A 26,782-nucleotide genomic window follows, 5' to 3' on the forward strand; every position below is an offset into this window, starting at 1 on the left:
TCTCCGCCGGCTGGCCGCCGCGGGCGTCACGGTCGCGATCGCGGCCTCCATTGCCGGCCTCACCACCGGCGCCTCGGCAGCCACCGGTGACTCGGCAGCCACGGCCGACCGGCCCGCCCGACCGGCCCGCCCGGCAGGCCCCGGTGCCGGTGCAGCTGCTGTCGTTCAACGACTTCCACGGCCACCTGGCCGCCGACACGCCCGGAGAGGTCGACGAGACCCCGGCCGGTGGCGCGCAGTACCTCGCCCGCCACCTGGCCGACCTCCGCCGCGGGAACGCCAACAGCCTCACCGTCGCCGCCGGCGACCTGATCGGCGGTTCCACCTTCCTCTCCGGCCTGTTCCACGACGAGCCCTCGGTCGAGGCGCTCAACGCGATGGGCCTCGACGTCTCGGGCGTGGGCAACCACGAGTTCGACGAGGGCGTGCGCGAGCTGCGCCGGATGCAGCGCGGCGGGTGCCACCCGGTCGACGGCTGCTACTTCGAGGGCGAGAAGTACGCCGGCGCTGACTTCCCGTGGCTGGCCGCCAACGTCACCAACGACAAGACCGGCAACACCGCGCTGCGCCCCTACGCCGTCCGTCGCGTCGGCGGCGAGCGGATCGCGTTCATCGGGATGACCCTGGAGGGCACCGACAGCCTGGTCGCCCAGTCCGGCATCAAGGGCTGGAGCTTCCAGGACGAGGTCCGCACCGCGAACAAGCTGGTGCCGCAGATCCGGGCCAAGGGCATCGAGGCGATCGTCGTACTCCTCCACGAGGGCGGTGAGCAGAGCGGCGGCTACAACTCCTGCGAGGGCATCTCCGGCCCCGTGGTCGACATCGCCAAGAAGCTCAAGCCGGCCATCGACATGGTCATCACCGGCCACACCCACCAGGCCTACAACTGCAAGATCAAGGACCCGTCGGGCAAGAAGCGCCTGGTCACCAGCGCGATGTCCTACGGCCGGATCATCACCGAGATCGACTTCAAGATCAGCCCGCGCACCGGCGACGTGTTCCGTCGCTCGGTCCGGGCCACCAACCACGTCGTCACCCAGGACGTGAAGCCGGTCCGTGCGCAGACCCGGATCCTGAACAAGTGGGGCGCTCTCGGCGACAAGGTCGGCAACGAGGAGATCGGCAAGGTCACCGCCGACATCACCCGCGCCACCGACGCCGAGGGTGGCGAGGACCGCGGCGCGGAGTCCAACGCGAGCAACCTGATCGCCGACGCCCAGCTGTGGGCGACGCAGGAGAACGGCGCGCAGATGGCGTTCATGAACCCGGGCGGTGTCCGCGCGGACTTCCTCGAGGGCAGCGACGGCGTGATCACCTACGCCGAGGCCTACAACGTGCAGCCGTTCAACAACATCCTGGTCACGCTGCCGATGACCGGCGCGCAGATCAAGACGATGCTCGAGCAGCAGTGCAACGCCGAGCGGCAGTTCCAGCTCGGCGTGTCCGAGGGCTTCACCTACACCGACACGCGTGAGGTCGACCCGGCCAACCCGCGGGCCTGCCTCGGCATCCAGGTCTCGGACCTGGAGCTGAACGGTGAGCCGATCCAGATGAACACGACCTACCAGGTCACCGTGAACAGCTTCATCGCCGGCGGCGGCGACGGGTTCACGGTCTTCAACCAGATCAGCTCCGACAAGCACGTCGGCGGCATGATGGACCTCGACGCGCTGATCGCCTACTTCAAGAGCGAGGGCCCGCTCTCGCCCCCTGGCACCGACCGGGTCACCGAGGTCCCGTGACCGCTCGGCCCTGACCAGCCGTTCACCAAGGTAGGCAGGAGAACTGACACTCCCCGTGGCTCGACGGCCACGGGGAGTGTCGGTTCTTCCCCGGGAAGTACGGCGGCGACCGCCGTCGGCGAGGTGCGGCGGGCACCGGCACCGGGCTGAGCCGAAGCACCCCTCCCTAGGCTGGGCCCATGCCCGTTCCCTCCCTCGGATCCCTGCACGGCGTCCCGGCGCTGGACCGACCCGACCTCCTCGCCGAGCCCGTCGCCGGCGCGCTCGCCTCGTGGCCCCACGCGGACCGGGTCGCCGTCGCCGAGATCGACCCCGCCCTCGCGGACACCGCGGCGCTCACCGAGGCCTACGACCTCCCGCTCGCGGCCAGCGCGAACTGCGTCGTCGTCGCCGGCCGTCGCGCCGGCGAGGAGCGGATCGCCGCGTGCGTCGTCACCGCCGACACCCGCGCCGACGTCAACAACCTCGTGAAGCGGATGCTCGACGTGCGCAAGGCATCGTTCCTGCCGACCGACCGCGCGGTGGCCGAGACGTCGATGGAGTACGGCGGGATCACCCCGGTCGGGCTGCCCGACGGCTGGCGGGTGCTCGTCGACGCCGCGGTCGCCGACATCGACGTCGCGATCATCGGCAGCGGGGTGCGCCGGTCGAAGTTGCTGCTCGCCGGGCGTGACCTCGCCGCGCTGCCCGGGGTCGAGATCGTCCAGGGACTCGGCGTCTGACGTTTGCTCCGCGGCCGGACGGATACCCAGACGCCGTACCCGATCTCGGAGGTGGAGCATGAAGGCAGTGACCTGGCACGGACGACGCGACATGCGCGTCGAGGACGTCCCGGACCCGAAGATCCAGGAGGCGGACGACGCGATCATCAAGGTCACCTCGACCGGCCTCTGCGGCTCCGACCTGCACCTGTACGAGACGCTCGGCCCGTTCATGACCCCGGGCGACATCGTCGGCCACGAGCCGATGGGGGTGGTCGAGGAGGTCGGCTCCGGCGTGACGGACCTCGCGGTGGGAGACCGGGTCGTGGTGCCGTTCAACGTGTGCTGCGGCTCGTGCTGGATGTGCGACCAGCAGCTCTACAGCCAGTGCGAGACGACGCAGAACCGCGAGTACGGCACCGGCGCCTCGTTCTTCGGCTACAGCAAGCTCTACGGCCAGGTCCCCGGCGGGCAGGCGGAGTACATGCGCGTGCCGTTCGCGAACTTCCTGCCGATCAAGGTCCCCGAAGGTCCCGCCGACGAGCGGTTCCTGTTCCTCTCCGACGTGCTGCCCACCGCCTGGCAGGCCGTGGAGTACGCCGACACTCCCGAGGGCGGCACCCTGCTCGTGCTCGGTCTCGGCCCGATCGGCGACATGTCCGCCCGGATCGGGATGCACCACGGCCTCCGGGTGATCGGCGTCGACCTGGTCCCCGAGCGGCTCGCCCGGGTCAAGGCGCGCGGTGCCGACGTGATCGACATGAACGCGGTCGACGACGTCGGCGACGCGGTGCGTTCGATGACTGGCGGCCGGGGTGCCGACGCGGTGATCGACGCGGTGGGCATGGAGGCGCACGGATCGCCGGCGGCCTCGCTGATGCAGCGGATGGTCGGTTTCATGCCCAAGGCGGTGTCCGCGCCGCTGATGCAGAAGGCCGGCGTGGACCGGATGGCCGCGCTCTACACCGCGATCGACGCGGTGCGGCGTGGCGGCACGCTCTCGGTCGTCGGCGTGTACGGCGGCCAGACCGACCCGCTGCCGATGCTGACCATGTTCGACAAGCAGATCCAGCTGCGGATGGGCCAGGCCAACGTCAAGAAGTGGACGCAAGACCTGATGCCGCTGCTCACCGACGACGACCCGCTCGGGGTGGAGCAGTTCGCCACCCACCGGCTGCCGCTGTCGGAGGCGCCGCAGGCCTACGAGACCTTCCAGAAGAAGGAAGACGACATGATCAAGGTGGTCTTCAAGCCCTGATCGTCGCTACGACCGCATTTCCACGGAGTCCCTCCGGGACAAACGGCGCTGCGGCCCGGGACCTTCGACCCGGGCGCGCAGGGTCGTGGTCACGGAAGGGTACGTGCGATAGACAAGAGCGAGGTCAGCCCCGACCGTGACGACCCCCTGGGAGAGCCGATGAGCAGTGTGACCACCGGAGACGAGACGGCACAACGCAGTCCCGGCCTGATGCTGGCGATGGCCACCATCGGGTTCGCCCTGAACTTCTGGGCCTGGGCGCTGATCAGTCCGCTCGGACCGCTGTTCCGTCAGGAGGGCACGCTCGGCGAGCTCTCGGAGGGCGACGTTGCCCTCATGGTCGCCGTGCCGGTGATCGTCGGCTCCCTGGGTCGGATCATCGTGGGTGCGCTGACCGACAAGTACGGCGGCCGGGTGATGTTCCCGGTGATCTCGGCGATCACGATCCTGCCGATCCTGTTCATCGCCTTCGTCGCGCTCGAGTCCTACACGCTGCTGCTCGTCGGCGGCTTCTTCCTGGGCATCGCCGGCACCGCGTTCGCGGTCGGGGTCCCGTTCGTCAACGCGTGGTACCCGCCCGAGCGGCGTGGTCTCGCCGTCGGCATCTTCGGCGCCGGCATGGGCGGCACCGCGATCAGCGCGCTCACCACCGTGAAGCTCTACGACGGTCTCGGCGCCCGGTCGCCGTTCCTGATCACCGCGGCCGCCCTGGCCGTCTACGCGGTGCTGGCCTGGATCATCATGCGCGACGCCCCGGGCCGCACCGCGCCGACCACGACGCTGATGCAGCGCCTCGCCGCGAACGCCCGGCTGCCGATCACCTGGCAGGCCTGCATCCTCTACGCGGTCGCCTTCGGTGGCTACGTCGCGTTCTCGGTCTACCTGCCCTCCTACCTCAAGGTCGCCTACGAGCTGACACCCGCGGACGCCGCGAACCGGATGGCCGGGTTCGTCGTCGTCGCCGTGCTCATGCGCCCGGTGGGCGGCTGGCTCTCCGACAAGTTCGGCCCGGTCCCGGTGCTGGTTGGCGGCTACGCCGTGGTCGTCGCCGGAGCAGCCGTCGCCGCCACCACGCCGCTGCTCGAGCACATCGGCACCGTCGCCTTTCTCGCGATGGCCGCCGCGCTCGGCTCCGGCAGCGGCGCGACGTTCGCGCTGATCGCGAAGGTCACCGAGCCCGCGCGCGTCGGCGGTGTCACCGGCCTGGTCGGCGCCGCCGGGGGCCTGGGTGGCTTCGTGCCCCCGCTGATCATGGGCTACGTCTACGGCCGCACCGACTCCTACGCGATCGGCCTGGTCCTGCTGTCGGTCACCGCCGCCCTCACCCTGGTGATGACGCTGACCGTCGTACGACGCACCGAGCAGCGCCACGACGCGGAGGTCGCGGCAACGGCCGCCTGACCTTCTGCGCCACGGACCCGACACGCAGCGACAGGGCCCGCCCACCGCGTCGAGCGCGGTGAGCGGGCCCTGGGCCTGCGGGGCTAGTGCCGGGGGGCACCGCCGGACGGCGAGCCGCCCTCCTCGGGGAACACGTCCTCGAGGTGGCCCTCCGCGTGCGCGGCGACCAGCCTGGTCTTGCCGGGGTAGCGGATCTCCTCCACCAGCTCCTGCATGGCTGCCGACGGCTTCTTGGTGAACGTCGAGACGATCATCGTCACCGCGAAGTTGATCAGCATGCCGATCGTGCCGAAGCCGGTCTCGGGGATCTCGAAGATGCCCGCGCTGTTGCCGTAGATGTCGATCGTCCACAGCATGTAGGCGATCGTCACGGTGAGGCCGACGGCCATACCGGCCGTCGCTCCGGCCGCTGTGGTCTTCTTCCAGAAGATGCCGAGCACCAGGATCGGGAAGAAGCTCGCACAGGCCAGACCGAAGGCCAAGGCGACCACCTGCGCCACGAATCCGGGCGGGTTGATGCCCAGGTAGCCGGCGACCAGGATCGCCCCGCCCATCGCGATCCGGCCGACCAGCAGCTGGCGGGCCTCGGTCGCGGCCGGGTTGATCTTCTTGTAGTAGACGTCGTTGGCGACCGCCGAGGAGATCACCAGCAGCAGGCCCGACGCCGTGGACAGTGCGGCCGCGAGGGCACCCGCAGCGACCAGGCCGACGACCGGGGCCGGCAGGCCGCCGATCTCGGGAGCCGCGAGCACGATGATGTCGTTGTTGACGATCACGTCGCTGGCCTGACCGGTGTAGTCGATGACGCCGTTGCCGTTGAGGTCGTCGACGGTGATCAGGCCGACGTCGGCCCAGGTGTTGAACCAGCCGGGGGTGTCGCCGATCGCGACGCCGTTGATGTCCTTGATGAAGTTCAGCTTGCTGAACGCACCGATCGCCGGGGCGGTGGTGTAGAGCAGCGAGATGAAGAACAGCGCCCACAGCGCCGAGAAGCGGGCGGCGCGCACGCTCTTGGCGGTGTAGAACCGGACGATCACGTGCGGCAGGCCGGCGGTGCCGAACATCAGCGCGCCGGTGATCAGCACCATGTTGAGCATGCTCGTCGAGGTGAACGCCTCGGTGTAGGCCGCGAACCCGAGGTCGCGCTGCAGCGTGTCCAGCTCGGCGAGGATCTCACCGAAGCCGATCTGCGGGATCGGCATCCCGGTGAGCTTGGCCGAGATCGCCACCACCGGGATCAGGTAGGCGATGATCAGCACGGAGTACTGCGCCACCTGGGTCCAGGTGATGCCCTTCATGCCGCCGAGCACGGCGTAGAAGAACACGATCACCATGCCGATGACGACGCCCATCTCGGTGCCGACACCCAGGAAGCGCTGGAACACCACGCCGACGCCGGCCATCTGCCCGGCGACGTACACGAACGACACGACGATCGCGGCGATGACCGCGACCATGCGGGCGCTCTCGTTGTAGCGGTCACCGACGAAGTCGGGGATGGTGTACTTGCCGAACTTGCGCAGGTAGGGCGCGAGCAGGAGTGCCAGCAGCACGTAGCCGCCGGTCCACCCCATCAGGTACACCGAGCCGGCGTAGCCGTTCATGGCGAAGGACACGATGCCGGCCATCGAGATGAACGACGCCGCACTCATCCAGTCCGCTGCGATCGCCGCACCGTTGGCCGGCGCCGGGATGCCGCCACCGGCGACGTAGAAGCCCGACGTTGTGCTGACCCGGCTGGCGTAGGCGATGTAGATGTAGAGCCCGAAGGTCAGGACCACGAAGACGAGGGTCCAGGTCTGGACTGTGCTCATGAGTGGTGCACCTCCTCCTCGTACTCGTCGATGCCGTACGAGGCGTCGAGCTTGTCCATCCGCCAGACGTAGATGCCGATCAGGATGACGAAGGTGATGATCGAACCCTGCTGGGCGAACCAGAACCCGAGCGGGTAGCCCAGGATCTCGATGTTGTTCAGCGGTTCGACGAAGATGATCCCGGCGCCGAAGGAAACCAGCGCCCAGACCACGAGTAGGACCGCCATCAGGCGGAGGTTCTTGCGCCAGTACTCCTGGCGCTGATTCTCGTCCATTGAGTCTCCCTCGTTGGGGGCCGTGTAGCCCCGGAGAGAAACAGAGGCATGAGATCAGGGTCAAGGGGTAACGGTGACCTGGGTCACAAGAATCGCCGGGCGGTCGGATACCTGCGATCGGCGGCCCTGCTCGCGCCGTGCCGCCGGGGTTGTCTGGTCAGCCGGCCGACCGCTCGCCGCAGCAGATCGCCCGCTCACCGCACGCGGCCGGCGCGGGGCTGCGCTGCGTGCGACAGCGCCTACAGTGCTGGAATGGCAACCATGAGCGCAGCCGCACGTCCCCGGGCCCGTCGTGCACCGGCGAGCCGCCGCCTGCTCGGAGCGTCGTTGATGGTCCTGGTCGGCGCCTTCCTGCCGTGGCTCTACACGCCACTGGGGACCGTGACCGGCCTGCGCGGGCCCGGCCTGTGGACGATGTACGCGGCCTTTCTCGGGATCGCCGGAGCGATCCTGCGCTCGCCGCGTCTCGCCGGGGGCCACGCCGCGGTGATGGCGGCCGCGGCCATCCTGCTCCCGCTGTGGCAGCTGGGCCACCTGATCTCCAAGGTCGGCTTCGGCGGGTGGATGCCGGGCGCCGGCCTCGTGATGACACTCGGCGCCGGCGTCCTCGCCGCCACCGCCGCGGTGTCCCTGCTCCGCACCCGCCCTGCCGCCCAGCCCTGACACAGAGCCCTGACACAGAGCCCTGACACAGAGCCCTGACACGCAGCCCCTGACACGCAGCCCTGAGCCCGGGGTGCTCAGCTGCCGTACAGCCGCTCGTCGAGCCGTGCCTGGAACGTCTCCCGTGACGCCGCGAGCGCACCGCCCAGCGTCTCGATCCCCCGCTGTCGCAGCATGCCGACCAGCGCGACGAACACCTCGGCGGTGACCAGCGCATCGCCCAGCGCGGTGTGCCGACCGACGACGCTGACCCCGAGTCGGGCCGCGATCGCCTCGAGCGTGTGCTCCTCGTTGTCGGGGTGCAGGGCGGCGTGCAGCAGCAGCGTGTCCAGAGCGGGCCGGGAGAGGTCGATGCTCGTGGGCGCACCGGCGAGCTTGAGGAACTGCAGGTCGAACCCGACGTTGTGGCCGACGAGCACGGTCTCCTCGGCGAACCGTGCGAAGGCAGGGAGCACCTCGCCGATCGGGGGCTCACCCTCGAGCATCTCCGCGGTGATCCCGTGGATCGCCGTCGACGCGGCCGGCACCGACCGGTGCGGCTGGACCAGCCGCTCGAAGGTCTCCTGCCGCAGCACCCGGCCGTTGACCACGCGCACCGCGCCGATCGAGATGATCCGGTCGCCACCGGTCGGGTCCAGGCCGGTCGTCTCGGTGTCGAACACGGTGAACGCGAGCTGGTCCAGGCGCCGTTCGGAGAGCTCGGCCGGCTGGGTCCGTGCGGTGAACAGGTGGAAGTCGTAGAACTCCGGACGGCTCTCCACCGTCACCCGCGGCGCGCGGCCCGCCTGCTCGGTGCCCTCGGCGAGCGGCAGCAGCATCCGCAGGTAGGCGACCGGGCCGCGCTCGTCACCGGTGGACTCGCCGCACCACACGCCTGCTCCGTGCCGGTCGACGACCTGGCGGGCGGTGCGCGACCCGGCCCCGGCCAGCGGCTCGTCGAGCCAGGCCTCGACGACCGAGGTCGGTGGCGCGCTTCCGCGCCAGGACACGTCGAGCTGGGCGTGCCGGCCGGCCGACGTCAGGGACAGCGTCGCGCGGTCGAGACCGGCCGCGTCGCGCAGCCGCGTGGCCAGGTGCACGACGCACCGGGCGATCGCGTGACCGTCGGCGAGGACCCACACGTGCTCGTCCGCCAGCGGCGGGCTGCTCGCGATCCGGGCGTGCATCAGCTCGTCGGCGACGAGGACCAGCAGGTCGTCCCCGGTGATCTCCGCGACCAGGCGGTCGTCGCGGGCGGTCCACGACTCCGTCGCTGCTGCGTCGACCCGGTCGGTGAGGCGGCCGGTCTCCTCGTGCACGATCTCGAGGAAACGCCGCCGCTCGGTGTCGGTGAGGTCGGGGAAGTCGAGCAGGCTCTCGGTGGCCGCCCGGATGCTCGCCAGCGAGGCCCGTGCGCTCTCGGCGAGCTGCCGGACCTGGCGCTCGCGCTCGTCGCCGGCGCGCACCTCCCGGGTGAGGTCCTCCAGCACCAGCACGAACCCCGGATCCCGGGTGGCAGCGTCCGAACCCGGCTCGGCGACCAGCGACACGCGGACCCGGAGCAGCTTGTCGTCGTGCAGGGTGGTCGCGGTGTAGGCGGTCTCCCCGCGCGCACGCAGCCGGTCGAGCGCATGGGCGAGCAGGCCGCGGTCGACCAGGCCGAACACCGACCGGCCCAGCCCGAGCGGCGCGGTGTCCCCGGCCAGGTCCCGCGCGGTCTGGTTGTAGAGCAGCACCCGGCCCTCGCCGTTGCACACGACGACCGCGACGCTCAGCTGCGCCATCAGCGTTGCGAGCCGGTTGCGTTCGGACTCCACGTCGCGCCGGGTGGCCTCCGCCTGCGCGGCAGCCTCGCGCCGGACCGCCTCGCGGTCCTCGGCCAGCCGGTTCACCGCAGTGGCGAGGGCGGCCAGCTCTCCGGCAGCGGTCGGGTCCAGCCGGTGGGCCGGGTTCGCGTCGACGATGACGGCGGTGTCGCCGGCCAGTCGGCGCGCGGTCGCGGAGGTGCCGCCCAGGGTGCGGGAGAGGATCATGACCAGCCCGCCGGTCGCCACGAGCGCGAGCACCGCAACCGCGACCGGGTCGGCCTCCGCGGCGAGCAGGGCGACCAGTCCGGCACCGGCCGCGACGACGTACGCCGTGACCGCGACGACCGGCCGGGACACCCCGCCGCGACCCGGCATCAGCGGTCCTCGGCGAGCAGCGTGCCGACGTGCTCGACCAGGTCGCGGGTCGAGAAGGGCTTGGTGATGTAGGAGTCGGCGCCCACGGCGAGGCCCTTGGCGACCTCGGCCTCGCGGCCCTTCGCGGTGAGCATCACGATCCGCAGGCCGGTGCGCCCGGACGAGCGCAGCGTCTGGCAGACCTCGTAGCCGTCGCGTCGCGGCATCATCGTGTCGAGCAGCACCAGGTCGGGCTCGAACGCCTCGACCTGCGCGAGCGCCTCGTCGCCGTCGCGTGCTACCGCGGTGTCGTAGCCGGCCTTGCGCATGATGAACTCCAGCGACGTGACGATGTTCGGCTCGTCGTCGACGATCAGCACCTTGCGGGCCATCAGCCCTCCCTCCTGACCACCGGCAGCGTGAAGGAGAAGGTCGCGCCCGGTCCGGCGTGCCGGTGCGCCCACAGCCGGCCGCCGAGGTGGTCGATGATCTCGCGGCTGATCGGCAGTCCCAGGCCGGTGCCCGAGGGGCGGTCGCGGTGGGTGTCACCGCCCTGCCGGAACTTGTCGAAGATGACCTCGAGGTCCTCCTCGGGGATCCCGGCGCCGTTGTCCTCCACGTCCACCTGCACCTCGCCGTCGCGCGCTGTGACACCGACCCGCACGCGGCCCCGGTCGGGGTCGGCGAACTTCACGGCATTCCCGAGCAGGTTCACCATCACCTGGGTCACCCGGTCGACGTCGGCCGCCACGAGCGGCAACGTCGCGGGCAAGTCTAGGTCGAGCGCGACCCCGTGGTCCCGGAAGAGCTGGGCGGTGGTCGCCGTGGACGCCTCCACCACCTGGCGTACGTCGACCGGCCCGACGTGCCACTCCGCGGCCCCGGACTCCAGCTTGGCCAGGTCGAGCACCTGGTTGATCAGCCGGGTCAGCCGCTCGGTCTCGTCGACGATCGGCCGGAGGAACTGCTGCCGCTCCTCGACGTCCAGGTCGGGGTTGTCCACGAGGATCTCCGAGAACGCCCGGATCGACGTGAGCGGCGTGCGCAGCTCGTGGGTGACGGTCGAGACGAAGTCGTCCTTGAGCCGGTCGAGCTCCTTCAGCTGCACGTTGGCCTCGCGCAGCTCGGCGGTCGCCTCCTCGAGCTCGAGCGACTTGCGCTCCAGGGCACGGCTGTAGGCACGCACCTGGGAGGCCTCGTCGAGGATCTCCATCACCTCGCTCATGCCGAGCGGCTCCTCGGACACCACCGAGGACACCAGCACCCGAGCGGACGCGGACCCGACCGAGCCGGCGAGGAGGGTCTCGACGTGGTGGATCAGCTCGGCGTCGGCGACCGCCTCGGGGTCGACGTCGGCCGTGGTGCGCTCGGCGTACGCACTGAGGGCGTCGCGGGCGCCCTGCGGACCGACGAAGCGCTCGAGCAGCCCGCCGAGCGCCCCGACGGTGGCCGAGCCGCGCCACAGCGACGTGTCGCGGGAGTGCCGCTGCATCGCGTCGACGAACACCGCGGCCTGCACGTGCTCGACGGGGCCGCGGGCGGTGAACAGCGACACGACGACCAGCACGCCGACGTTGGCGAGCATGCTCCACAGCATCGCGTGGCTGACCGGGTGCAGCCCGTCGAGCCCGAACAGCGCGTAGGGGGCGAGCAGCTCGACGCCGAACGGCCCCTCGGTGGGCAGCGACGTGCCGAGCCAGCCGGAGTCGGAGAACGACGGCAGCAGGAGCGTGTAGCCCCACATGCCGATCCCGGCGAGCAGGCCGGCGACGGCGCCGGCGTGCGTGGCGCCTTTCCAGTACAGCCCGCCCAGCACCGCCGGCGCGAACTGGGCCACCGCGGCGAAGGAGATCAACCCGATCTGCACCAGGCCGAGCGCGTCGGTGGCGATCCGGAAGTACACGAAGCCCAGCAGCAGCAGCGCGACGATCGTGACCCGACGCACGAGCAGCACGACGCGGCCGAGGTCGCGCCGGCCCCGCAGCGCGGCGCGGCTGCGGAGCAGCAGCGGCATGACCAGGGAGTTGGACACCATCGTCGACAGCGCGATCGTCTCCACGATCACCATCCCGGTCGCCGCGGACAACCCGCCGACGAAGACGAGCAGGGCCAGCAGCGGCTGCTGGTCGTGCATCGGCAGCGCGAGCACGAAGGTGTCGGCGTCGGCGCCGTCGCCGAACGTGAGCAGGCCGCCCAGCGCGATCGGCAGCACGAAGAGGTTGATCAGCAGCAGGTAGAGCGGGAAGAGCCACATCGCCGTGCGCACGTGCCGCTCGTCGACGTTCTCGACCACCGCGACCTGCCACTGCCGGGGCAGCAGCAGGAAGGCGAGCATCGACAGCACCGTGAACCAGAAGAAGGTGCCGTAGCTGGTGGTGGACTCCAGGGTGAGCAGCTCGGCCAGCTCGGGGCGCTCGGCGGCGCGGGCGACGATGTCGGGGAAGCCGTCGAAGAGCCCGAAGGTGACCCAGGCGCCGACCACGAGGAACGCCACCAACTTGACCAGCGACTCGAACGCGATCGCGGCGACCATCCCCTCGTGCCGCTCGGTGGCGTCGAGGTGCCGGGTGCCGAAGACGATCGTGAAGGCGGCCAGCAGCAGCGCGGCGTACAGCGCGGTGTCGTGCAGCACCGGCACCGACCCGGTGCCGCCGCCCGCGGTCGGCACCACGTCGTCGCGCAGGATCGTGAACGTCGTCGAGATCGCCTTGAGCTGCAGGGCGATGTAGGGCACCAGGCCGAGCACGGCGATCACGGTGACCAGGCCGCCCAGCGCCTGGCTTTTGCCGTAGCGGGAGGAGACGAAGTCGGCCAGCGAGGTGATCCGGTCGCGCTTGCAGATCCGGATGATCTTGCGGAGCACGACCCACCACAGCGTGACCACGACCATCGGGCCGAGGTAGATCGGCAGCCACGCGATCCCCCCGGCTGCCGCGCTGCCGACGCTGCCGTAGTAGGTCCAGGAGGTGGCGTAGACGGCGATCGACAGCGCGTAGATGTAGCCGTTGCTGATCACGCTGCGGCCCCGGGCGGCGGCCCGGTCACCGTAGTAGGCGATCGCGAACAACAGGCCGAGGTAGCTCACCGACACGGCCACGACGATCCAGGTCGCGACCATCAGCGGTCCCTCACGGTGAGGGCGACCAGGGCGACCAGCAGCGCCCACGAGCCGAAGACGTACAGCCAGACCAGGGGTACGCCGAGCACCAGCACGTCGACGTCGAACAGGTGCAGCAGCGGGTAGTTGAACAGCGCGAAGGCGAGCACGGCGAGCACGACCAGCCGGGTGCTCGTCCTCTCCTCGTTCATCGACGTCCCTCCACGCTCACGTCACCGTATGGGTCCGGTAGCGGTTCGCGGTGATCTCCTGCACGACGCGCACCGCACGGATGGCGTCGCGCAGGCCGCGGCGCTCGGCGTGGCTGAGCGAGTCCACCCGGACCCGGTTGTCCAGCGGCCGGCCGGCCAGCGCCTGCTCGAGCTGGTGACGCAGCCGCAGGCCGGTCAGCAGCCGGTAGCCCTCGGCGAGCTGCTCGACACCCGCGGGGCTGAGCAGCCCGGCCTCACCGGCCGCCTCCAGCCGGGAGAGGGTCGTGCGGGCACGGGACCCGGCGGCGAGCGCGTAGAGGCGGGCGAGCAGCACGATGGCGGCCGTGCCGCTGCGCTTGACGTCGAGGTAGCCGTGGTCGGTCTGGACGTGGCCGAACACCATCAGCGGCGGCTTGAACGTCACCGTCGCCCGCGCCATCGCCAGCAGGAAGCCGCCGCGCCGGCCGCCCTCGAGCAGTGCGTCGCCGAAGCCGTCGACGTCGAGCCCTCCCCAGACGGGACGGACGTCGAGGAAGAGCTCGGTCTTCAACAGCGCCGACGGCTGCGGGTCGTGGACCCAGTGCTGGAAGAAGTCGGTGTAGGTCGCCACCGGGTGTCGCCAGGCGGTGGCCATGTAGCCGCCGCTGCAGCGCGGGATCCCGGCTCGCTCGAGGCCGGCCACGACGAGCTCGGCCAGTGCGGCGAAGTACTCCTCCGGGTCGCCCGGGACGAGCGGCGGGCCGCCGTACACGAGCGCGTTGTCCTGGTCGCTGGACAGCACCTGCTCGCCGCGCCCGTGGGAGCCGAGTGCGAGCCAGGAGTAGGCCTGCGGCGGCGGTCCGAGGCGCTCCTCCGCGAGCTCGAGCAGGCGGCTGGTGAGCGCGTCGTTGACGTGGGCGACTGCCTGCGTGACCTCGAGCGCGTCGACGTCGTCGCCGAGCAGCCGCGCGGTGGCGCGCGTCATCTCGCCGGCGTAGGAGTCCAGCGCCTCGAGCCGATCCAGGTCGGCGAGGCCGCGGACGAGCGCCAGCGGCTCATCGACCTGCTCCGTCCGTGCCACGGGCACCACCTCGACAGCCTCGCGCCGCTCAGTGGTGCACACCCTAGTAGCGGGGACCGACCGTGGCGCGTCCTTGCCCGAAACCGATCCGCCTCCGCCTCGGCGAAGCGCGGGGAGGGGTGGCTGACATCGGGGGTCCGGTCTGGTTGGGTGGGTCTCGACGAGAGAGGTGAGCCAAACCACCATGAGACGCATGACCGAATAAAAACGGGTCATAAGTCCCTGACCGGGGCCGATGCGACCCTGGTCTGATCTGGCACGACAGCGACCGGCGACTGCGAGGCGATGTGAGCACCGACGTTCAGCCCGAGGGAAAGCACGATCACGAAGTGGGGATGGACGGAGGGCTGAGCGACGCGCTCGTGCGCTCCCGTCGGTTCTTCACCAAGGCGGAGGTCTCCGAGGACCTGCGGAGCCTGCACCGCAAGGGCGGCCGGGGCGCGGACTCCTTCTACCGTGACCGCTGGAGCCACGACAAGGTGGTGCGCTCGACCCACGGAGTGAACTGCACCGGCTCGTGCTCGTGGAAGGTGTACGTCAAGGACGGCATCATCACCTGGGAGACCCAGCAGACCGACTACCCCTCGGTCGGTCCGGACAAGCCGGAGTACGAACCCCGCGGCTGCCCCCGCGGCGCGGCCTTCTCCTGGTACACCTACTCGCCGACGCGCGTGCGCTACCCCTACATCCGCGGGAAGCTGCTGCAGATGTACCGCGAGGCCAAGTCCCAGCACGGCGACCCGGTCCTCGCGTGGGCGCACATCGTCGACAACCCGCAGCGCGCCAAGGCCTACAAGTCCGCCCGCGGCAAGGGCGGCATGGTCCGCGCGTCGTGGGAGGAGGCCACCGAGATGGTCGCCGCCGCCTACGTGCACACGATCAAGAAGTGGGGCCCGGACCGGGTCGCGGGCTTCTCGCCGATCCCGGCGATGTCGATGGTCTCGCACGCCTCGGGCGCCCGGTTCACCTCGATGCTCGGCGGCTCGATGCTCTCCTTCTACGACTGGTACGCCGACCTCCCGGTCGCCTCGCCCCAGGTGTTCGGCGACCAGACCGACGTGCCCGAGTCCGGGGACTGGTGGGACGCCGGCTACCTGGTGATGTGGGGCTCCAACGTCCCGGTCACCCGCACCCCCGACGCGCACTGGATGACCGAGGCCCGTTACCGCGGCCAGAAGGTCGTCGTGGTCTCGCCCGACTACGCCGACAACGTGAAGTTCGCCGACGAGTGGCTGGCCGTGGCGCCGGGCACCGACGGCGCGCTGGCGATGTCGATGGGCCACGTGGTGCTCAAGGAGTTCTTCGTCGACCGGCAGACGCCGTACTTCGCCGAGTACACCAAGAAGTACACCGACCTGCCCTACCTCGTCGCGCTGGAGCAGGCCGAGGACGGCCTGTACCGGCCCGGGAAGTTCCTCACCGCCGCGGACCTGCCCGGTCGCGAGGGCGAGGAGAACGCCGAGTTCAAGACCGTGCTGATGGACGCGCGCACCGACGAGCCGGTCGTGCCCAACGGCTCACTGGGCCACCGCTTCGGCGACAGCGGAGCGGGCAAGTGGAACCTCGACCTCGGTGAGGTCGACCCGAAGCTGTCGCTGCTCGACACCAGCGCCGAGAGCGTGCTCGTCGAGCTGCCCCGCTTCGACAACCTCGATGGTGCGCCCGACTCGCTGCCCCGCGGCGTCCCGGTCCGCCGGGTCGGCGACCAGCTGGTCACCACGGTGTTCGACCTGATGCTCGCGCAGTACGGCGTGGGCCGCGACGGCCTGCCCGGCGAGTGGCCGACCGGGTACGACGACGCGAGCGCGCCGTACACCCCGGCCTGGCAGGAAGCCATCACCGGCGTGCCCGCACAGGCCGCTGCACGGATCGGCCGGGAGTTCGCGCAGAACGCCGAGGAGTCCCAGGGCCGCTCGATGATCCTGATGGGCGCGGGCACCAACCACTGGTTCCACTCCGACACGATCTACCGCGGCTTCCTGGCGCTGACCACGCTCACCGGCTGCCAGGGCGTCAACGGCGGCGGGTGGGCGCACTACGTCGGCCAGGAGAAGTGCCGCCCGATCACCGGATGGGCCAACCTCGCGTTCGGCCTGGACTGGAAGCGGCCGCCGCGGCAGATGATCCACACCGCGTACTGGTACCTGCACACCAACCAGTTCCGCTACGACGGGTTCTCCGCCGACGTGCTCGCCGCGAAGACCGGCAAGGGCGCGTTCGACGGGATGAGCACCGCCGACGTGATCGCCAAGAGCGCGCGGATGGGCTGGATGCCGTCGTACCCGACGTTCAACCGCAACCCGCTCGACGTCGCCGACGAGGCCGCGGCGGAGGGCAAGCCGGCCGCGGAGTACGTCGTCGACCAGCTGAAGTCCGGGGCGCTGCGGTTCGCCGCGGAGGACCCCGACTCGCCCGAGAACTTCCCGCGGGTGCTCGCGATCTGGCGCGCCAACCTGATCGGCTCCTCGGGCAAGGGCAACGAGTACTTCCTCAAGCACCTGCTCGGCACCGACAACTCCCTGCGCGCCACGGAGGCAGGCGAGAGCCAGCGGCCCAAGGAGGTCGACTGGCACGAGACCGCCCCCGAGGGCAAGCTCGACCTGCTGCTGACCCTGGACTTCCGGCAGACCAGCACGACGGTCTTCTCCGACGTGGTCCTGCCCGCGGCGACCTGGTACGAGAAGCACGACCTCAACACCACTGACATGCACCCGTTCGTGCACTCGTTCAACCCCGCGATCGCGCCGCCTTGGCAGACCCGCACTGACTGGGACGCGTTCTTGACGATCGCGACCAAGTTCAGCGAGCTCGCGGCCGGCCACCTCGACACCCGCAAGGACGTCGTCGCGGTGCCGCTGCTGCACGACACCCCCGACGCGATGGCCAACCCGCACGGGGTCGTCAAGGACTGGAAGCACGGTGAGTGCGAGCCGGTGCCGGGCGTGACGATGCCGAAGATCGTCGAGGTCGAGCGCGACTACACCGCGATCGGCGCGCAGATGCAGGCGCTCGGCCCGCTCCTGGACAAGCTGGGTACGACGACCAAGGGCATCACCTACGACGTGACCGCCTCGATCGACTACCTGGCGCACAAGAACGGCACCGTGCGCGGCGGGCCGGCCGACGGGCGGCCGTCGCTGAAGAAGGACATGGCCGCCGCCGAGGCGATCCTTGCCCTGTCCGGCACGACCAACGGCCACCTCGCCACCCAGGGCTTCAAGACCCTGGAGAAGCGCACAGGCACCCAGCTGCACGACCTCGCCGCCGAACACGAGGGCAAGCAGATCACCTTCGCCGACACGGTGGCCGCGCCGGTGCCGGTGATCACCTCGCCGGAGTGGTCGGGCTCGGAGACCGGCGGCCGCCGCTACTCGCCGTTCACGATCAACGTCGAGCGGCTCAAGCCGTGGCACACGCTCACCGGCCGGCAGCACTTCTACCTCGACCACGACTGGATGACCGAGCTCGGCGAGCAGCTGCCGGTGTACCGGCCCCCGCTCAACATGGGGATGCTCTTCCAGGAGCCCGAGCTCGGCAACGTCGGGGAGCTCGGGGTCACGGTGCGCTACCTGACCCCGCACAACAAGTGGTCGATCCACTCGGAGTACCAGGACAACCTGTTCATGCTGTCGCTCTCGCGCGGTGGGCAGACGATCTGGATGAGCGACAAGGACGCCGCGAAGGTCGGCGTCGAGGACAACGACTGGATCGAGGCGGTCAACCGCAACGGCGTCGTGGTGGCTCGCGCGATCGTGTCCCACCGGATGCCCGAGGGCACGGTCTACATGCACCACGCGCAGGACCGGTTGATCGACGTACCCATCGCCGAGACCAGCGGCAAGCGAGGCGGCATCCACAACTCGCTGACGCGCATCCTGGTCAAGCCCAGCCACGTCATCGGCGGCTACGCCCAGCTCGCCTTCGCCTTCAACTACCTAGGCCCCACCGGCAACCAGAGAGACGAGGTCACGATCATCCGCAAGCGCAGCCAGGAGGTGACCTACTGATGGTCTCGGTGGTTGAGGAGCGAGCGAAGCGAGCGTCTCGAAACCTCCGGAAGGGGGGCATCGCATGAAGGTCATGGCCCAGATGGCGATGGTGATGAACCTCGACAAGTGCATCGGCTGCCACACGTGCTCGGTCACCTGCAAGCAGGCGTGGACCAACCGCACCGGCACCGAGTACGTCTGGTTCAACAACGTGGAGACGCGACCCGGTCAGGGCTACCCGCGCACCTACGAGGACCAGGAGGAGTGGAAGGGCGGCTGGACGCTCAACAAGCGCGGCCGGCTCAAGCTCAAGGCCGGCGGGCGCTGGCAGAAGCTGGCGAACATCTTCTCCAACCCGAAGATGCCGTCGATCAAGGACTACTACGAGCCGTGGACCTACGACTACGCCACGCTCACCGACGCTCCCGCGCAGGAGCACACGCCGGTCGCGCGGCCCAAGTCGCTGCTGTCCGGCAAGGACATGAAGATCGAGTGGTCCTCGAACTGGGACGACAACCTCGGTGGCTCGAAGGCCACCGCGGAGCACGACCCGATGCTGAAGAACATCGCCGACAAGGTGAAGTTCGAGTTCGAGCAGACCTTCATGTTCTACCTGCCGCGGATCTGCGAGCACTGCCTCAACCCGTCGTGCGCGGCGTCGTGCCCGAGCGGTGCGATCTACAAGCGCTCCGAGGACGGCATCGTGCTCGTCGACCAGGACCGCTGCCGCGGCTGGCGGATGTGCGTGTCGGGCTGCCCCTACAAGAAGGTCTACTTCAACCACCGCACCGGCAAGGCCGAGAAGTGCACGTTCTGCTTCCCGCGGATCGAGGTCGGCCTGCCGACCGTGTGCTCGGAGACCTGCGTGGGCCGGCTGCGCTACATCGGCCTGATGCTGTACGACGCCGACAAGGTCCTCGAGGCCGCCTCCACCCCCGACGAGCACGGGCTCTACGAGGCCCAGCGCGACGTCTTCCTCGACCCGTTCGACCCCGCGGTGATCGCGGCGGCGGAGAAGGAGGGCATCCCGCGCGACTGGATCGACGCCGCGCAGCGCTCGCCGATCTACGCGCTGATCAACACGTTCAAGGTGGCGCTGCCGCTGCACCCGGAGTACCGCACCATGCCGATGGTCTGGTACATCCCGCCGCTGTCGCCGGTCGTCGACGTCGTGAAGGACACCGGCTACGACGCCGAGGACAAGGGCAACCTGTTCGCCGCGATCGACGCGCTGCGGATCCCGATCGAGTACCTCGCCGAGCTCTTCACCGCCGGCGACGTCGAGCCGGTGGACCGGGTGCTGAAGAAGCTCGCCGCGATGCGCTCCTACATGCGTGACATCAACATGGGCCGCGACCCCGACGCGTCGATCCCGGCGTCGGTGGGGATGACCGAGGAGGAGATGTACGACATGTACCGCCTCCTCGCGATCGCCAAGTACGACGAGCGCTACGTGATCCCGCCCGCGCACGCCGAGCAGGCGCACTCGCTGGAGGAGCTGGCCACCGAGTGTGCCGTCAGTGAGTACGGCGGCGGCAACCCGGAGATCTTCGGTGAGGGCTCCGGCGGCCTCACCCCGATCGCGGTGGAGAACTTCGCGATGCTCCAGGCCCGGCAGACCTCCGACACCCTGGCCTCCCCGGAGAACAAGAAGCAGCGGGTCAACCTGCTCAACTGGGACGGCAAGGGCACCCCGCCGCCCGGCCTGTTCCCGCCCAAGCCCGACGACGTCGCCCCCGGCGAGGCCACCGAGGGCCCGGGCGGCACGGCGGGCACCACGGGAGGGGCTGACCTGAAGTGAGCCGCAAGCACACCAGGCCCGCCCTGCCCGACAAGCAGCTCTCGACGGCGTGGCAGTCGGCGTCCCTGCTCCTCGGCTACCCCGACGAGCAGCTGCTCGCCGACCTGCCGGCGATCCGGGCCGCCTCCCACGACCTTCCCGCCTCGCTGGGGGAGCCGATCCGGGAGCTCGTCGTACACCTCGAGTCGGCCCCGCTCACCGAGGTGCAGGCCGACTACGTCGAGACCTTCGACCGGCGCCGGCGCAACAGCCTGTTCCTCACCTACTTCGCGCACGGGGACACCCGCAAGCGCGGGGTTGCGCTGCTGCGGTTCAAGCAGACCTACCTGCGCTCGGGCTTCCTGCTGGACGCCGAGTCCGATCATGGGGGCGAGCTGCCCGACCACCTGTGCGTGGTGCTGGAGTACGCCGCCACCATCGACCGGGAGCTCGGCTGGGGCCTGCTGCTCGACCACCGGGCCGGCCTGGAGCTGCTCCGGATGTCGCTGCGCGACGAGGGCTCCGCGTGGGCCGGTGTCGTCGAGGTGGTCACCTCTACCCTGCCGCCGCTGCGGGGCGACGAGGTCGAGGCGGTACGCAAGCTCGCCGCACAAGGCCCGCCGGAGGAGGAGGTCGGGCTGACGCCGTACGCCACTCCCGGCTTCGACCCGGGGCCGGCCGTTCCCGGGGCGCCGCCGGCCGCCGGACCGCAGGACCTGCCGATGCCCACCTCGCTCGCCTCAGGAGCCCGCTGATGGACACGTTCCTCTGGGTGATCTTCCCCTACCTCTGTCTGGCCGTGTTCGTCGTCGGCCACTTCTGGCGCTACCACTACGACAAGTTCGGCTGGACCACGCGGTCCTCGCAGCTCTACGAGGACAAGATGCTCCGGCTGGGCTCGCCGCTGTTCCACTTCGGCATGCTCGGGGTCGTGGGCGGCCACGTGATCGGCCTGCTGGTGCCGCGGTCGTGGACCGAGGCGGTCGGGATCGACGACCACCTCTACCACTACATCGCGGTGATCGGCGGCCTGCTGGCCGGCATCGCCGCGACGGTCGGGATGATCATCCTGATCTACCGCCGGCGCACGGTGGGCCCGGTGTTCTCGGCGACCACGCCGATGGACAAGGTGATGTACTTCTTCCTCGGCCTGGTGATCATCCTCGGGATGTGGAACACCATCGCCGGGTCGATCTTCACGATCGGCGGGGAGTACAACTACCGTGAGGGCGTCTCGGTCTGGTACCGCTCGTTCCTGGCCTTCCAGCCCGACGCTGCGCTGATGGCCGACGCGCCGCTGGGCTTCCAGCTGCACGCGCTGACCGCGTTCATCCTGTTCGCGCTGTGGCCGTTCACCCGGCTGGTGCACGTGTTCAGCGCGCCGGTCGGCTACGTCACCCGGCCCTACATCGTCTACCGCAGCCGCGACGACGTGCAGCTCGGCAGCCACTCGCCCCGACCCGGATGGGAGCGGATCGACCGATGAGCGAGAACACCGGTCAGGAGTCGGCCCTCCAGGCCTCCAGCGATGTCGTGTCGGTGGCCGTGCTTGCCGAGCAGCTGCTGGAGTCGCTGCCGGGACAGTCGTCAGGCCGTGCGGCACGCACGGTGATGTCCGGCCCGCGGATGCGCGCGGTCGTGATGGCGCTCGCCGCGGGCGCGGAGATGGCCGAGCACGAGTCGCCGCCCGCCGCCACGCTGCACGTGCTCTCCGGCGAGCTGACCGTCAGCGGCGACGGCCGCACCTGGCGGGTCACCACCGGCGAGCTGGTGCCGATCCCGCCCGAGCGGCACGCCGTCGCCGCGCACGCCGACTCGGCCTTCCTGCTCACCGTCGCGCTCTAGCCCCGTCGCCCGACCCGGGTCCCGCCACCCCGCCCCACCCCCGCCGACCTGTTGTAACGCGGGGTTATGGACGCAACACACGCGGCATGACGCGGGTGAACCGTCCACAGCGCTTGGGAAGTACGGCGGCCGCCGGGTCGTGCTCACGGGGCCGGCGCGAGCACCTTCGACAGCCGGACGAAGCCGTAGCCGCGGGCCCGCAGCTTGCGGATCACGATCGGCAGCGCGTCGGCGTCGAGGGTGCTGCCGTCGTCGGGGTTGGACCCGACGTGCATCAGCACGATCGCACCCGGCTCGGCCGCGGCCAGCACCCGGTCCACCACCTCGGTCACCGTCATCCCGCCCGACGTGCCCTTCCAGCCCAGCGTGTCGACGGTCCACCGGAACGGCACGTAGCAGAGGTCGTTCAGCAGCCCGATCGTGTGCGCGTCCCGGGCCCCGAACGGGAACCGGAAGAACCGCCGCGGGTCCTCGCCCGTGGTGTCCCGGATCACCCGCTCGGCGCGCACCACCTGGTTCACCACCCGGAAGTCGGGCAGCGTCGTGAGGTCGGGGTGGGCGAACGTGTGGTTGCCGACGAGATGCTCCCGGGCGATCCGCTGCGACTTGCCGGGGTAGGTGACCACGAACCGGCCGGTCAGGAAGAACGTCGCCGGCACCTCGCGAGCCTCCAAGTTGTCGAGGATCGGCTTCACCCCGTCGCCGTTCGCTCCGGCGTCGAAGGTCAGCGCGACCAGCCTGTCGGTGAGGTCCAGCCGGGAGACCTCGACGCGATCGAACCGGGGCGGCACCTCGCACGCGACTGCCGCCGCTTCGGCAGTGTCTTCGGGATCGGTTGCTGACGGATCGCTCGGGGGCGGCGTCGACGACTCGGCGGCCGAGGGGGACAGCGAGGCCGAGGTCGTCGAGGGGGAGAGCGAGGCCGAGGTCGGCGCGCTGGTCGGGCTGCCCGGCGAGGCGGCCGGCGGCGCATCCGAAACAGTCGGATCTGTGGCACACCCGGCCGCGAGCAGGACCAGCGCCGCCACAGCAGCGAGTTGGCGTCGCATCACGATCACCGTCCTGGCCTGCTCAGGAACGAATCCCCGGGCACCCGCTCCCGAGACAACCATCGCCCGCCCGTCGTACCTCCACCAGCGGCCGAGGTCCCGACCTGCCGCCGATGGTCCCCGACCGGACCATCCGGGCGTGCCGAGCCGACCGGACCATCCGGGCGTGCCGTGCCGACCGGACCATCCGGCCGTGCCGGGCCGACCAGACCGGACGATCCGGGCCCCGACCGGGATGCAAGACGCACCGGTCCGTCTGAGGGGCCGGGGCTAGGCTCGCAACGCCCCGACTCCGACTCTGCAACGACGCAAGGAGCCCCGATGACCTACCGCCCCGAGACGCTGGGAGTGCACGCCGGTCAGGAGGAGGCGGACTCCGCCACCAACGCCCGCGCGGTGCCGATCTACCAGACCACGTCCTACGTCTTCGACGACACCGAGCACGCCGCGAACCTGTTCTCGCTGGCCGAGCCCGGCAACATCTACACGCGGATCATGAACCCCACCCAGTCGGTGTTCGAGGAGCGGATGGCCGCGCTCGAGTGCGGCGTCGGAGCGCTCGCGACCGCCTCGGGTTCGGCGGCGACGACGTACGCGGTGCTCAACCTGACCTACGCCGGGGACAACATCGTCGCGCTGTCGACGCTGTACGGCGGCACCTACGCGTTGTTCGCGCACACCCTCCCGCAGTTCGGGATCGAGGTGCGCTTCGTCGACCCGGACAAGCCGGAGGAGCTCGCCAAGCACGTCGACGAGAAGACCAAGCTGGTCTTTGCCGAGACGATCGGCAACCCGAAGATCAACGTGGTCGACATCCGCGCGTGGGCCGACGCCGCCCACGCCGAGGGCCTGCCGCTGATCGTGGACAACACCGCCCCGTCGCCGTACCTGTGCCGCCCCTTCGACCTGGGCGCCGACGTCGTGGTGCACGCAGCGACGAAGTACATCGGCGGGCACGGTACGTCGATCGGCGGCGTGATCGTCGACGCCGGCTCCTTCGACTGGGCCGCCCACGCCGAGCGGTTCCCCGGGCTGACCCAGCCGGACGGCGCCTACCACGGTGTCGTCTGGACCGAGGCCGTCGGCAACCTGGCCTACATCATCCGGGCGCGCACGGTGCTGCTGCGCAACACCGGTGCCGCGATCGCGCCGCTGAACTCCTGGCTGTTCCTCCAAGGCCTGGAGACGCTGCACCTGAGGATGGAGCGGCACAGCGAGAACGCCCTTAAGGTGGCGCAGTTCCTCGAGGGGCACGACGCGGTGTCGTGGGTGAGCTACCCCGGCCTGGAGAACGATCCATACAAGGAAGTCGCGGACCGCACGCTGACCGGCCGCGGCTACGGCGGCCTGGTGAGCTTCGGCGTCACCGGTGGCCGTGAGGGCGGCAAGGCGTTCGTGGAGGGACTGGAGCTGTTCAGCCACCTGGCCAACATCGGCGACGCGAAGTCGCTGGCGATCCACAACGCGACCACGACCCACTCGCAGCTGACCCCCGACGAGCTCGAGGCGGCCGGGGTGCCCGAGGACATGGTCCGGCTCTCGATCGGCATCGAGCACGTCGACGACATCATCGCCGACGTCGAGCAGGCACTGGCCAAGGCCCAAGAGAAGGCACAGGCCGCGGGCAAGTGACCACCGTCTCCGACCCGCACTCGGTCGGCCGTACGACGACCGAGCGGGCCCTGCTCTACACCGAGCAGGACCCGCTCGTCCTCGCCACCGGGCAGACCCTCGGCCCGGTCGAGGTCGCCTACGAGACCTACGGCACGCTCGCCCCGGCGCGCGACAACGTCATCTTCGTGTGCCACGCGCTGACCGGCGACGCGCACGCCGCCGGCTACAGCGAGGGCTCGACCAAGCCGGGGTGGTGGGACAACCTGATCGGGCCCGGCAAGCCGCTGGACACTGACCGGTTCTTCGTGATCTGCCCGAACCTGCTCGGCGGCTGCCAGGGCACGACCGGCCCCTTGTCGACCGACCCGGCGACCGGGAAGCCGTACGGCATGGACTTCCCGCTGCTGCAGATGACCGACTTCGTCACCGTGCACCGGCGGCTGCTCGAGCACCTCGGCATCGAGCGGCTGCACGCCGCGGTGGGCGGTTCGCTCGGCGGGATGCAGGTGCTGCAGTGGACGCTCGACGCTCCTGACCAGATCGACAACGCGGTGGTGGTCGCGGCCTCGTCACGGCTGACCGCGCAGAACATCGCGTTCTCCGCGGTGGCCCGCGAGGCGATCATGCGCGACCCGGACTTCCAGGGCGGCTCCTACGTGCACAGCGACCGGGCCCCGCACCTCGGGCTGTCGATCGCGCGGATGATGGCGCACATCACCTACCTGTCCGAGGAGGCGATGAGCGAGAAGTTCGGCCGCCGGCTTCAGGGCGACGAGCCGCCGGGCAGCCGGATGGGCCTGGGCGTGGACTTCCAGGTCGAGAGCTACCTCAACCACCAGGGCGAGGTGTTCCTCGACCGGTTCGACGCCCTGTCCTACCTGTACCTGACCCGGTCGATGGACTACTTCGACCCGTTCGCCGACCCCTCGGCCGCGGCCCGGGTCGCCGCAGGAGGCACGCGCTTCCTGGTGATCTCCTTCGACACCGACTGGCGCTTCGACACCTCGCACTCACGGCGGATCGTCCGCACGCTGGAGCACGCCGGCGCGTCGGTCAGCTTCCGCGAGATCCGCTCGCCGTGGGGGCACGACTCGTTCCTGCTCGTCGTGCCCGGCTACCACGAGACGATCAGCGCCTTCCTCAACGCCGACTCCCGCGACATCCGCTCGGGCCAACGCGTGCACGTGCCCGGCCGCCCTGACCTCGACGTGGTCGCCGGGCTGGTCCCCGACGACTCGCGGGTGCTCGACATCGGCTGCGGCGACGGTGACCTGCTCGCCCACCTCGTCCACGAGCACGGCTGCTCGGGCACCGGCGTCGAGATCGACCCCGATGCGGTGCTCGCCTCCATCCGCCGTGGTGTGCCGGTGATCGAGGTCGACCTCGACGAGCAGCTCGACGAGTTCGCCGACGACGCCTTCGACGTGGTCGTGATGTCCCAGACGCTGCAGGCCACCCGGCGCCCGGCCGACGTGCTCCGCGAGATCAGCCGGGTCGGCCGCCGCTGCATCGTGTCGGTGCCGAACTTCGGGCTGTGGCGACACCGGTTCGGGCTGCTGCTGCGCGGCCGGATGCCTGTGTCCCGGGAGCTCCCACACCCCTGGCACGAGACCCCGAACATCCACCTGTCCACCCTCGCCGACCTCGAGGCGCTGTTCGCACACCTCGGGCTGGTCGTCGAGCAGCGGATCCTGCTCGACGACAAGGCCCGCCCGATGCGGTCGTCGTACGCCGCCAACCTGCGCGCCGGGGCCGCGGTCTACGTCCTGACCCGCTGACCCGCTCACCGGCCTGTCGCGGTGCGGGCCCGGGTCGCTGTTCGGGCTCGGCTCACTTGCAACGTTCTGCACCAGTTGCGGCGCGGAAATGGTGCATTTCGTTGCAAGTGGCGGGACCCGCACCGGTCTGCACGGGTAGTCCGTGAGCAGATCGCCCCCACGAGGCATGTCGCGGACCGTTTGCCCACTTACCTCCCGTGCGCAGGTCTCGACGAGCTCGACCAGCGGGGGGTCTCGACCAGCGCGGGGTCGACCAGCGGGGGGTCGACCAGCGCGGGGTCTCGACTAGCTCGACCAGCGGGGGGTCGACCAGCGCGGGGTCTCGACGAGCTCGACCGGCGGGGGGGGGTCTCGACCAGCGGG

Annotated in this window: 20 protein-coding genes; 12 read left to right on the top strand and 8 right to left on the bottom strand. The window is 70.4% G+C overall.

Features of this window, described 5'->3' with window-relative positions; all coding sequences use genetic code 11:
• Positions 1–86 precede the first annotated feature (86 nt).
• The 4 genes from ACYVIH_RS01975 to ACYVIH_RS01990 all read left to right on the top strand — a co-directional run bounded on the left by ACYVIH_RS01975 (position 87) and on the right by ACYVIH_RS01990 (position 5,102).
• On the top strand, positions 87–1,742 hold the full coding sequence (locus tag ACYVIH_RS01975; RefSeq protein ID WP_460865365.1) for a bifunctional metallophosphatase/5'-nucleotidase: 1,656 nt from the start codon (positions 87–89) through the stop codon (positions 1,740–1,742).
• 179 nt (positions 1,743–1,921) lie between these two features.
• Positions 1,922–2,464, top strand: a complete 543-nt coding sequence (locus ACYVIH_RS01980) for a YbaK/EbsC family protein (RefSeq protein ID WP_460865368.1) — start codon at positions 1,922–1,924, stop codon at positions 2,462–2,464.
• A gap of 58 nt (positions 2,465–2,522) precedes the next feature.
• The gene (locus ACYVIH_RS01985) at positions 2,523–3,701 is read left to right on the top strand and encodes a zinc-dependent alcohol dehydrogenase (protein WP_460865369.1); all 1,179 of its coding nucleotides are present in this window, start codon (positions 2,523–2,525) and stop codon (positions 3,699–3,701) included.
• Positions 3,702–3,860: 159 nt separating this feature from the next.
• A complete protein-coding gene (locus tag ACYVIH_RS01990) occupies positions 3,861–5,102 on the top strand; it encodes an MFS transporter (RefSeq protein WP_460865371.1) in 1,242 nt (413 codons plus the stop codon).
• 83 nt (positions 5,103–5,185) lie between these two features.
• Here the strand turns inward: ACYVIH_RS01990 and ACYVIH_RS01995 are convergent, their stop codons facing one another.
• On the bottom strand, positions 5,186–6,916 hold the full coding sequence (locus ACYVIH_RS01995) for a sodium:solute symporter family protein (protein WP_460865373.1): 1,731 nt from the start codon (positions 6,914–6,916) through the stop codon (positions 5,186–5,188).
• Complete coding sequence (locus tag ACYVIH_RS02000; RefSeq protein ID WP_460865375.1) at positions 6,913–7,191, bottom strand: DUF4212 domain-containing protein; 279 nt, start codon at positions 7,189–7,191, stop codon at positions 6,913–6,915. Before ACYVIH_RS02000 ends, ACYVIH_RS01995 begins: the two co-directional genes overlap by 4 nt.
• Positions 7,192–7,443: 252 nt before the next feature.
• Here ACYVIH_RS02000 and ACYVIH_RS02005 point away from each other — a divergent pair, with 252 nt between their 5' ends.
• A complete protein-coding gene (locus ACYVIH_RS02005) occupies positions 7,444–7,854 on the top strand; it encodes a hypothetical protein (protein WP_460865377.1) in 411 nt (136 codons plus the stop codon).
• Positions 7,855–7,931: 77 nt separating this feature from the next.
• Here ACYVIH_RS02005 and ACYVIH_RS02010 read toward each other — a convergent pair whose 3' ends face one another.
• From ACYVIH_RS02010 to ACYVIH_RS02030, 5 genes are read right to left on the bottom strand one after another with little or no spacing between them, the layout of a single operon-like run.
• The gene (locus ACYVIH_RS02010; protein ID WP_460865379.1) at positions 7,932–10,016 is read right to left on the bottom strand and encodes a 3'-5' exonuclease; all 2,085 of its coding nucleotides are present in this window, start codon (positions 10,014–10,016) and stop codon (positions 7,932–7,934) included.
• Positions 10,016–10,387 carry a response regulator transcription factor gene (locus ACYVIH_RS02015; RefSeq protein WP_460865382.1) on the bottom strand — a complete coding sequence of 124 codons (372 nt, stop codon included), beginning with the start codon at positions 10,385–10,387 and terminating at the stop codon, positions 10,016–10,018. Before ACYVIH_RS02015 ends, ACYVIH_RS02010 begins: the two co-directional genes overlap by 1 nt.
• On the bottom strand, positions 10,387–13,113 hold the full coding sequence (locus ACYVIH_RS02020; RefSeq protein ID WP_460865385.1) for an ATP-binding protein: 2,727 nt from the start codon (positions 13,111–13,113) through the stop codon (positions 10,387–10,389). Before ACYVIH_RS02020 ends, ACYVIH_RS02015 begins: the two co-directional genes overlap by 1 nt.
• Positions 13,113–13,304: a hypothetical protein gene (locus ACYVIH_RS02025; protein ID WP_460865388.1), complete on the bottom strand. Its 192-nt coding sequence runs from the start codon at positions 13,302–13,304 to the stop codon at positions 13,113–13,115. Before ACYVIH_RS02025 ends, ACYVIH_RS02020 begins: the two co-directional genes overlap by 1 nt.
• A 16-nt stretch (positions 13,305–13,320) precedes the next feature.
• Positions 13,321–14,364, bottom strand: coding sequence for a DUF294 nucleotidyltransferase-like domain-containing protein (locus tag ACYVIH_RS02030; protein WP_460865390.1), 1,044 nt, complete (start codon positions 14,362–14,364; stop codon positions 13,321–13,323).
• 335 nt (positions 14,365–14,699) lie between these two features.
• Here ACYVIH_RS02030 and ACYVIH_RS02035 point away from each other — a divergent pair, with 335 nt between their 5' ends.
• The 5 genes from ACYVIH_RS02035 (at position 14,700) to ACYVIH_RS02055 (ending at position 21,978) form a co-directional block, all read left to right on the top strand.
• On the top strand, positions 14,700–18,371 hold the full coding sequence (locus tag ACYVIH_RS02035; RefSeq protein ID WP_460865741.1) for a nitrate reductase subunit alpha: 3,672 nt from the start codon (positions 14,700–14,702) through the stop codon (positions 18,369–18,371).
• A gap of 64 nt (positions 18,372–18,435) precedes the next feature.
• Positions 18,436–20,154: a nitrate reductase subunit beta gene (gene narH, locus ACYVIH_RS02040; protein ID WP_460865392.1), complete on the top strand. Its 1,719-nt coding sequence runs from the start codon at positions 18,436–18,438 to the stop codon at positions 20,152–20,154.
• A complete protein-coding gene (gene narJ, locus ACYVIH_RS02045; protein WP_460865394.1) occupies positions 20,151–20,888 on the top strand; it encodes a nitrate reductase molybdenum cofactor assembly chaperone in 738 nt (245 codons plus the stop codon). Before narH ends, narJ begins: the two co-directional genes overlap by 4 nt.
• Complete coding sequence (narI, locus tag ACYVIH_RS02050; protein WP_460865395.1) at positions 20,888–21,619, top strand: respiratory nitrate reductase subunit gamma; 732 nt, start codon at positions 20,888–20,890, stop codon at positions 21,617–21,619. The genes narJ and narI overlap by 1 nt, the downstream gene beginning before the upstream one ends.
• Positions 21,616–21,978: a cupin domain-containing protein gene (locus tag ACYVIH_RS02055; RefSeq protein ID WP_460865398.1), complete on the top strand. Its 363-nt coding sequence runs from the start codon at positions 21,616–21,618 to the stop codon at positions 21,976–21,978. Before narI ends, ACYVIH_RS02055 begins: the two co-directional genes overlap by 4 nt.
• Positions 21,979–22,121: 143 nt before the next feature.
• Here the strand turns inward: ACYVIH_RS02055 and ACYVIH_RS02060 are convergent, their stop codons facing one another.
• Positions 22,122–22,769, bottom strand: coding sequence for a polysaccharide deacetylase family protein (locus ACYVIH_RS02060; protein WP_460865400.1), 648 nt, complete (start codon positions 22,767–22,769; stop codon positions 22,122–22,124).
• Between the two features lie 579 nt (positions 22,770–23,348).
• Here ACYVIH_RS02060 and ACYVIH_RS02065 point away from each other — a divergent pair.
• Together ACYVIH_RS02065 and metX are read left to right on the top strand one after the other, a co-directional pair.
• Positions 23,349–24,659: an O-acetylhomoserine aminocarboxypropyltransferase/cysteine synthase family protein gene (locus ACYVIH_RS02065; RefSeq protein WP_460865403.1), complete on the top strand. Its 1,311-nt coding sequence runs from the start codon at positions 23,349–23,351 to the stop codon at positions 24,657–24,659.
• On the top strand, positions 24,656–26,419 hold the full coding sequence (metX, locus tag ACYVIH_RS02070) for a homoserine O-acetyltransferase MetX (protein WP_460865406.1): 1,764 nt from the start codon (positions 24,656–24,658) through the stop codon (positions 26,417–26,419). Before ACYVIH_RS02065 ends, metX begins: the two co-directional genes overlap by 4 nt.
• The last annotated feature ends 363 nt before the right edge of the window (positions 26,420–26,782 follow it).

This window comes from Nocardioides pakistanensis (genome assembly GCF_054781215.1).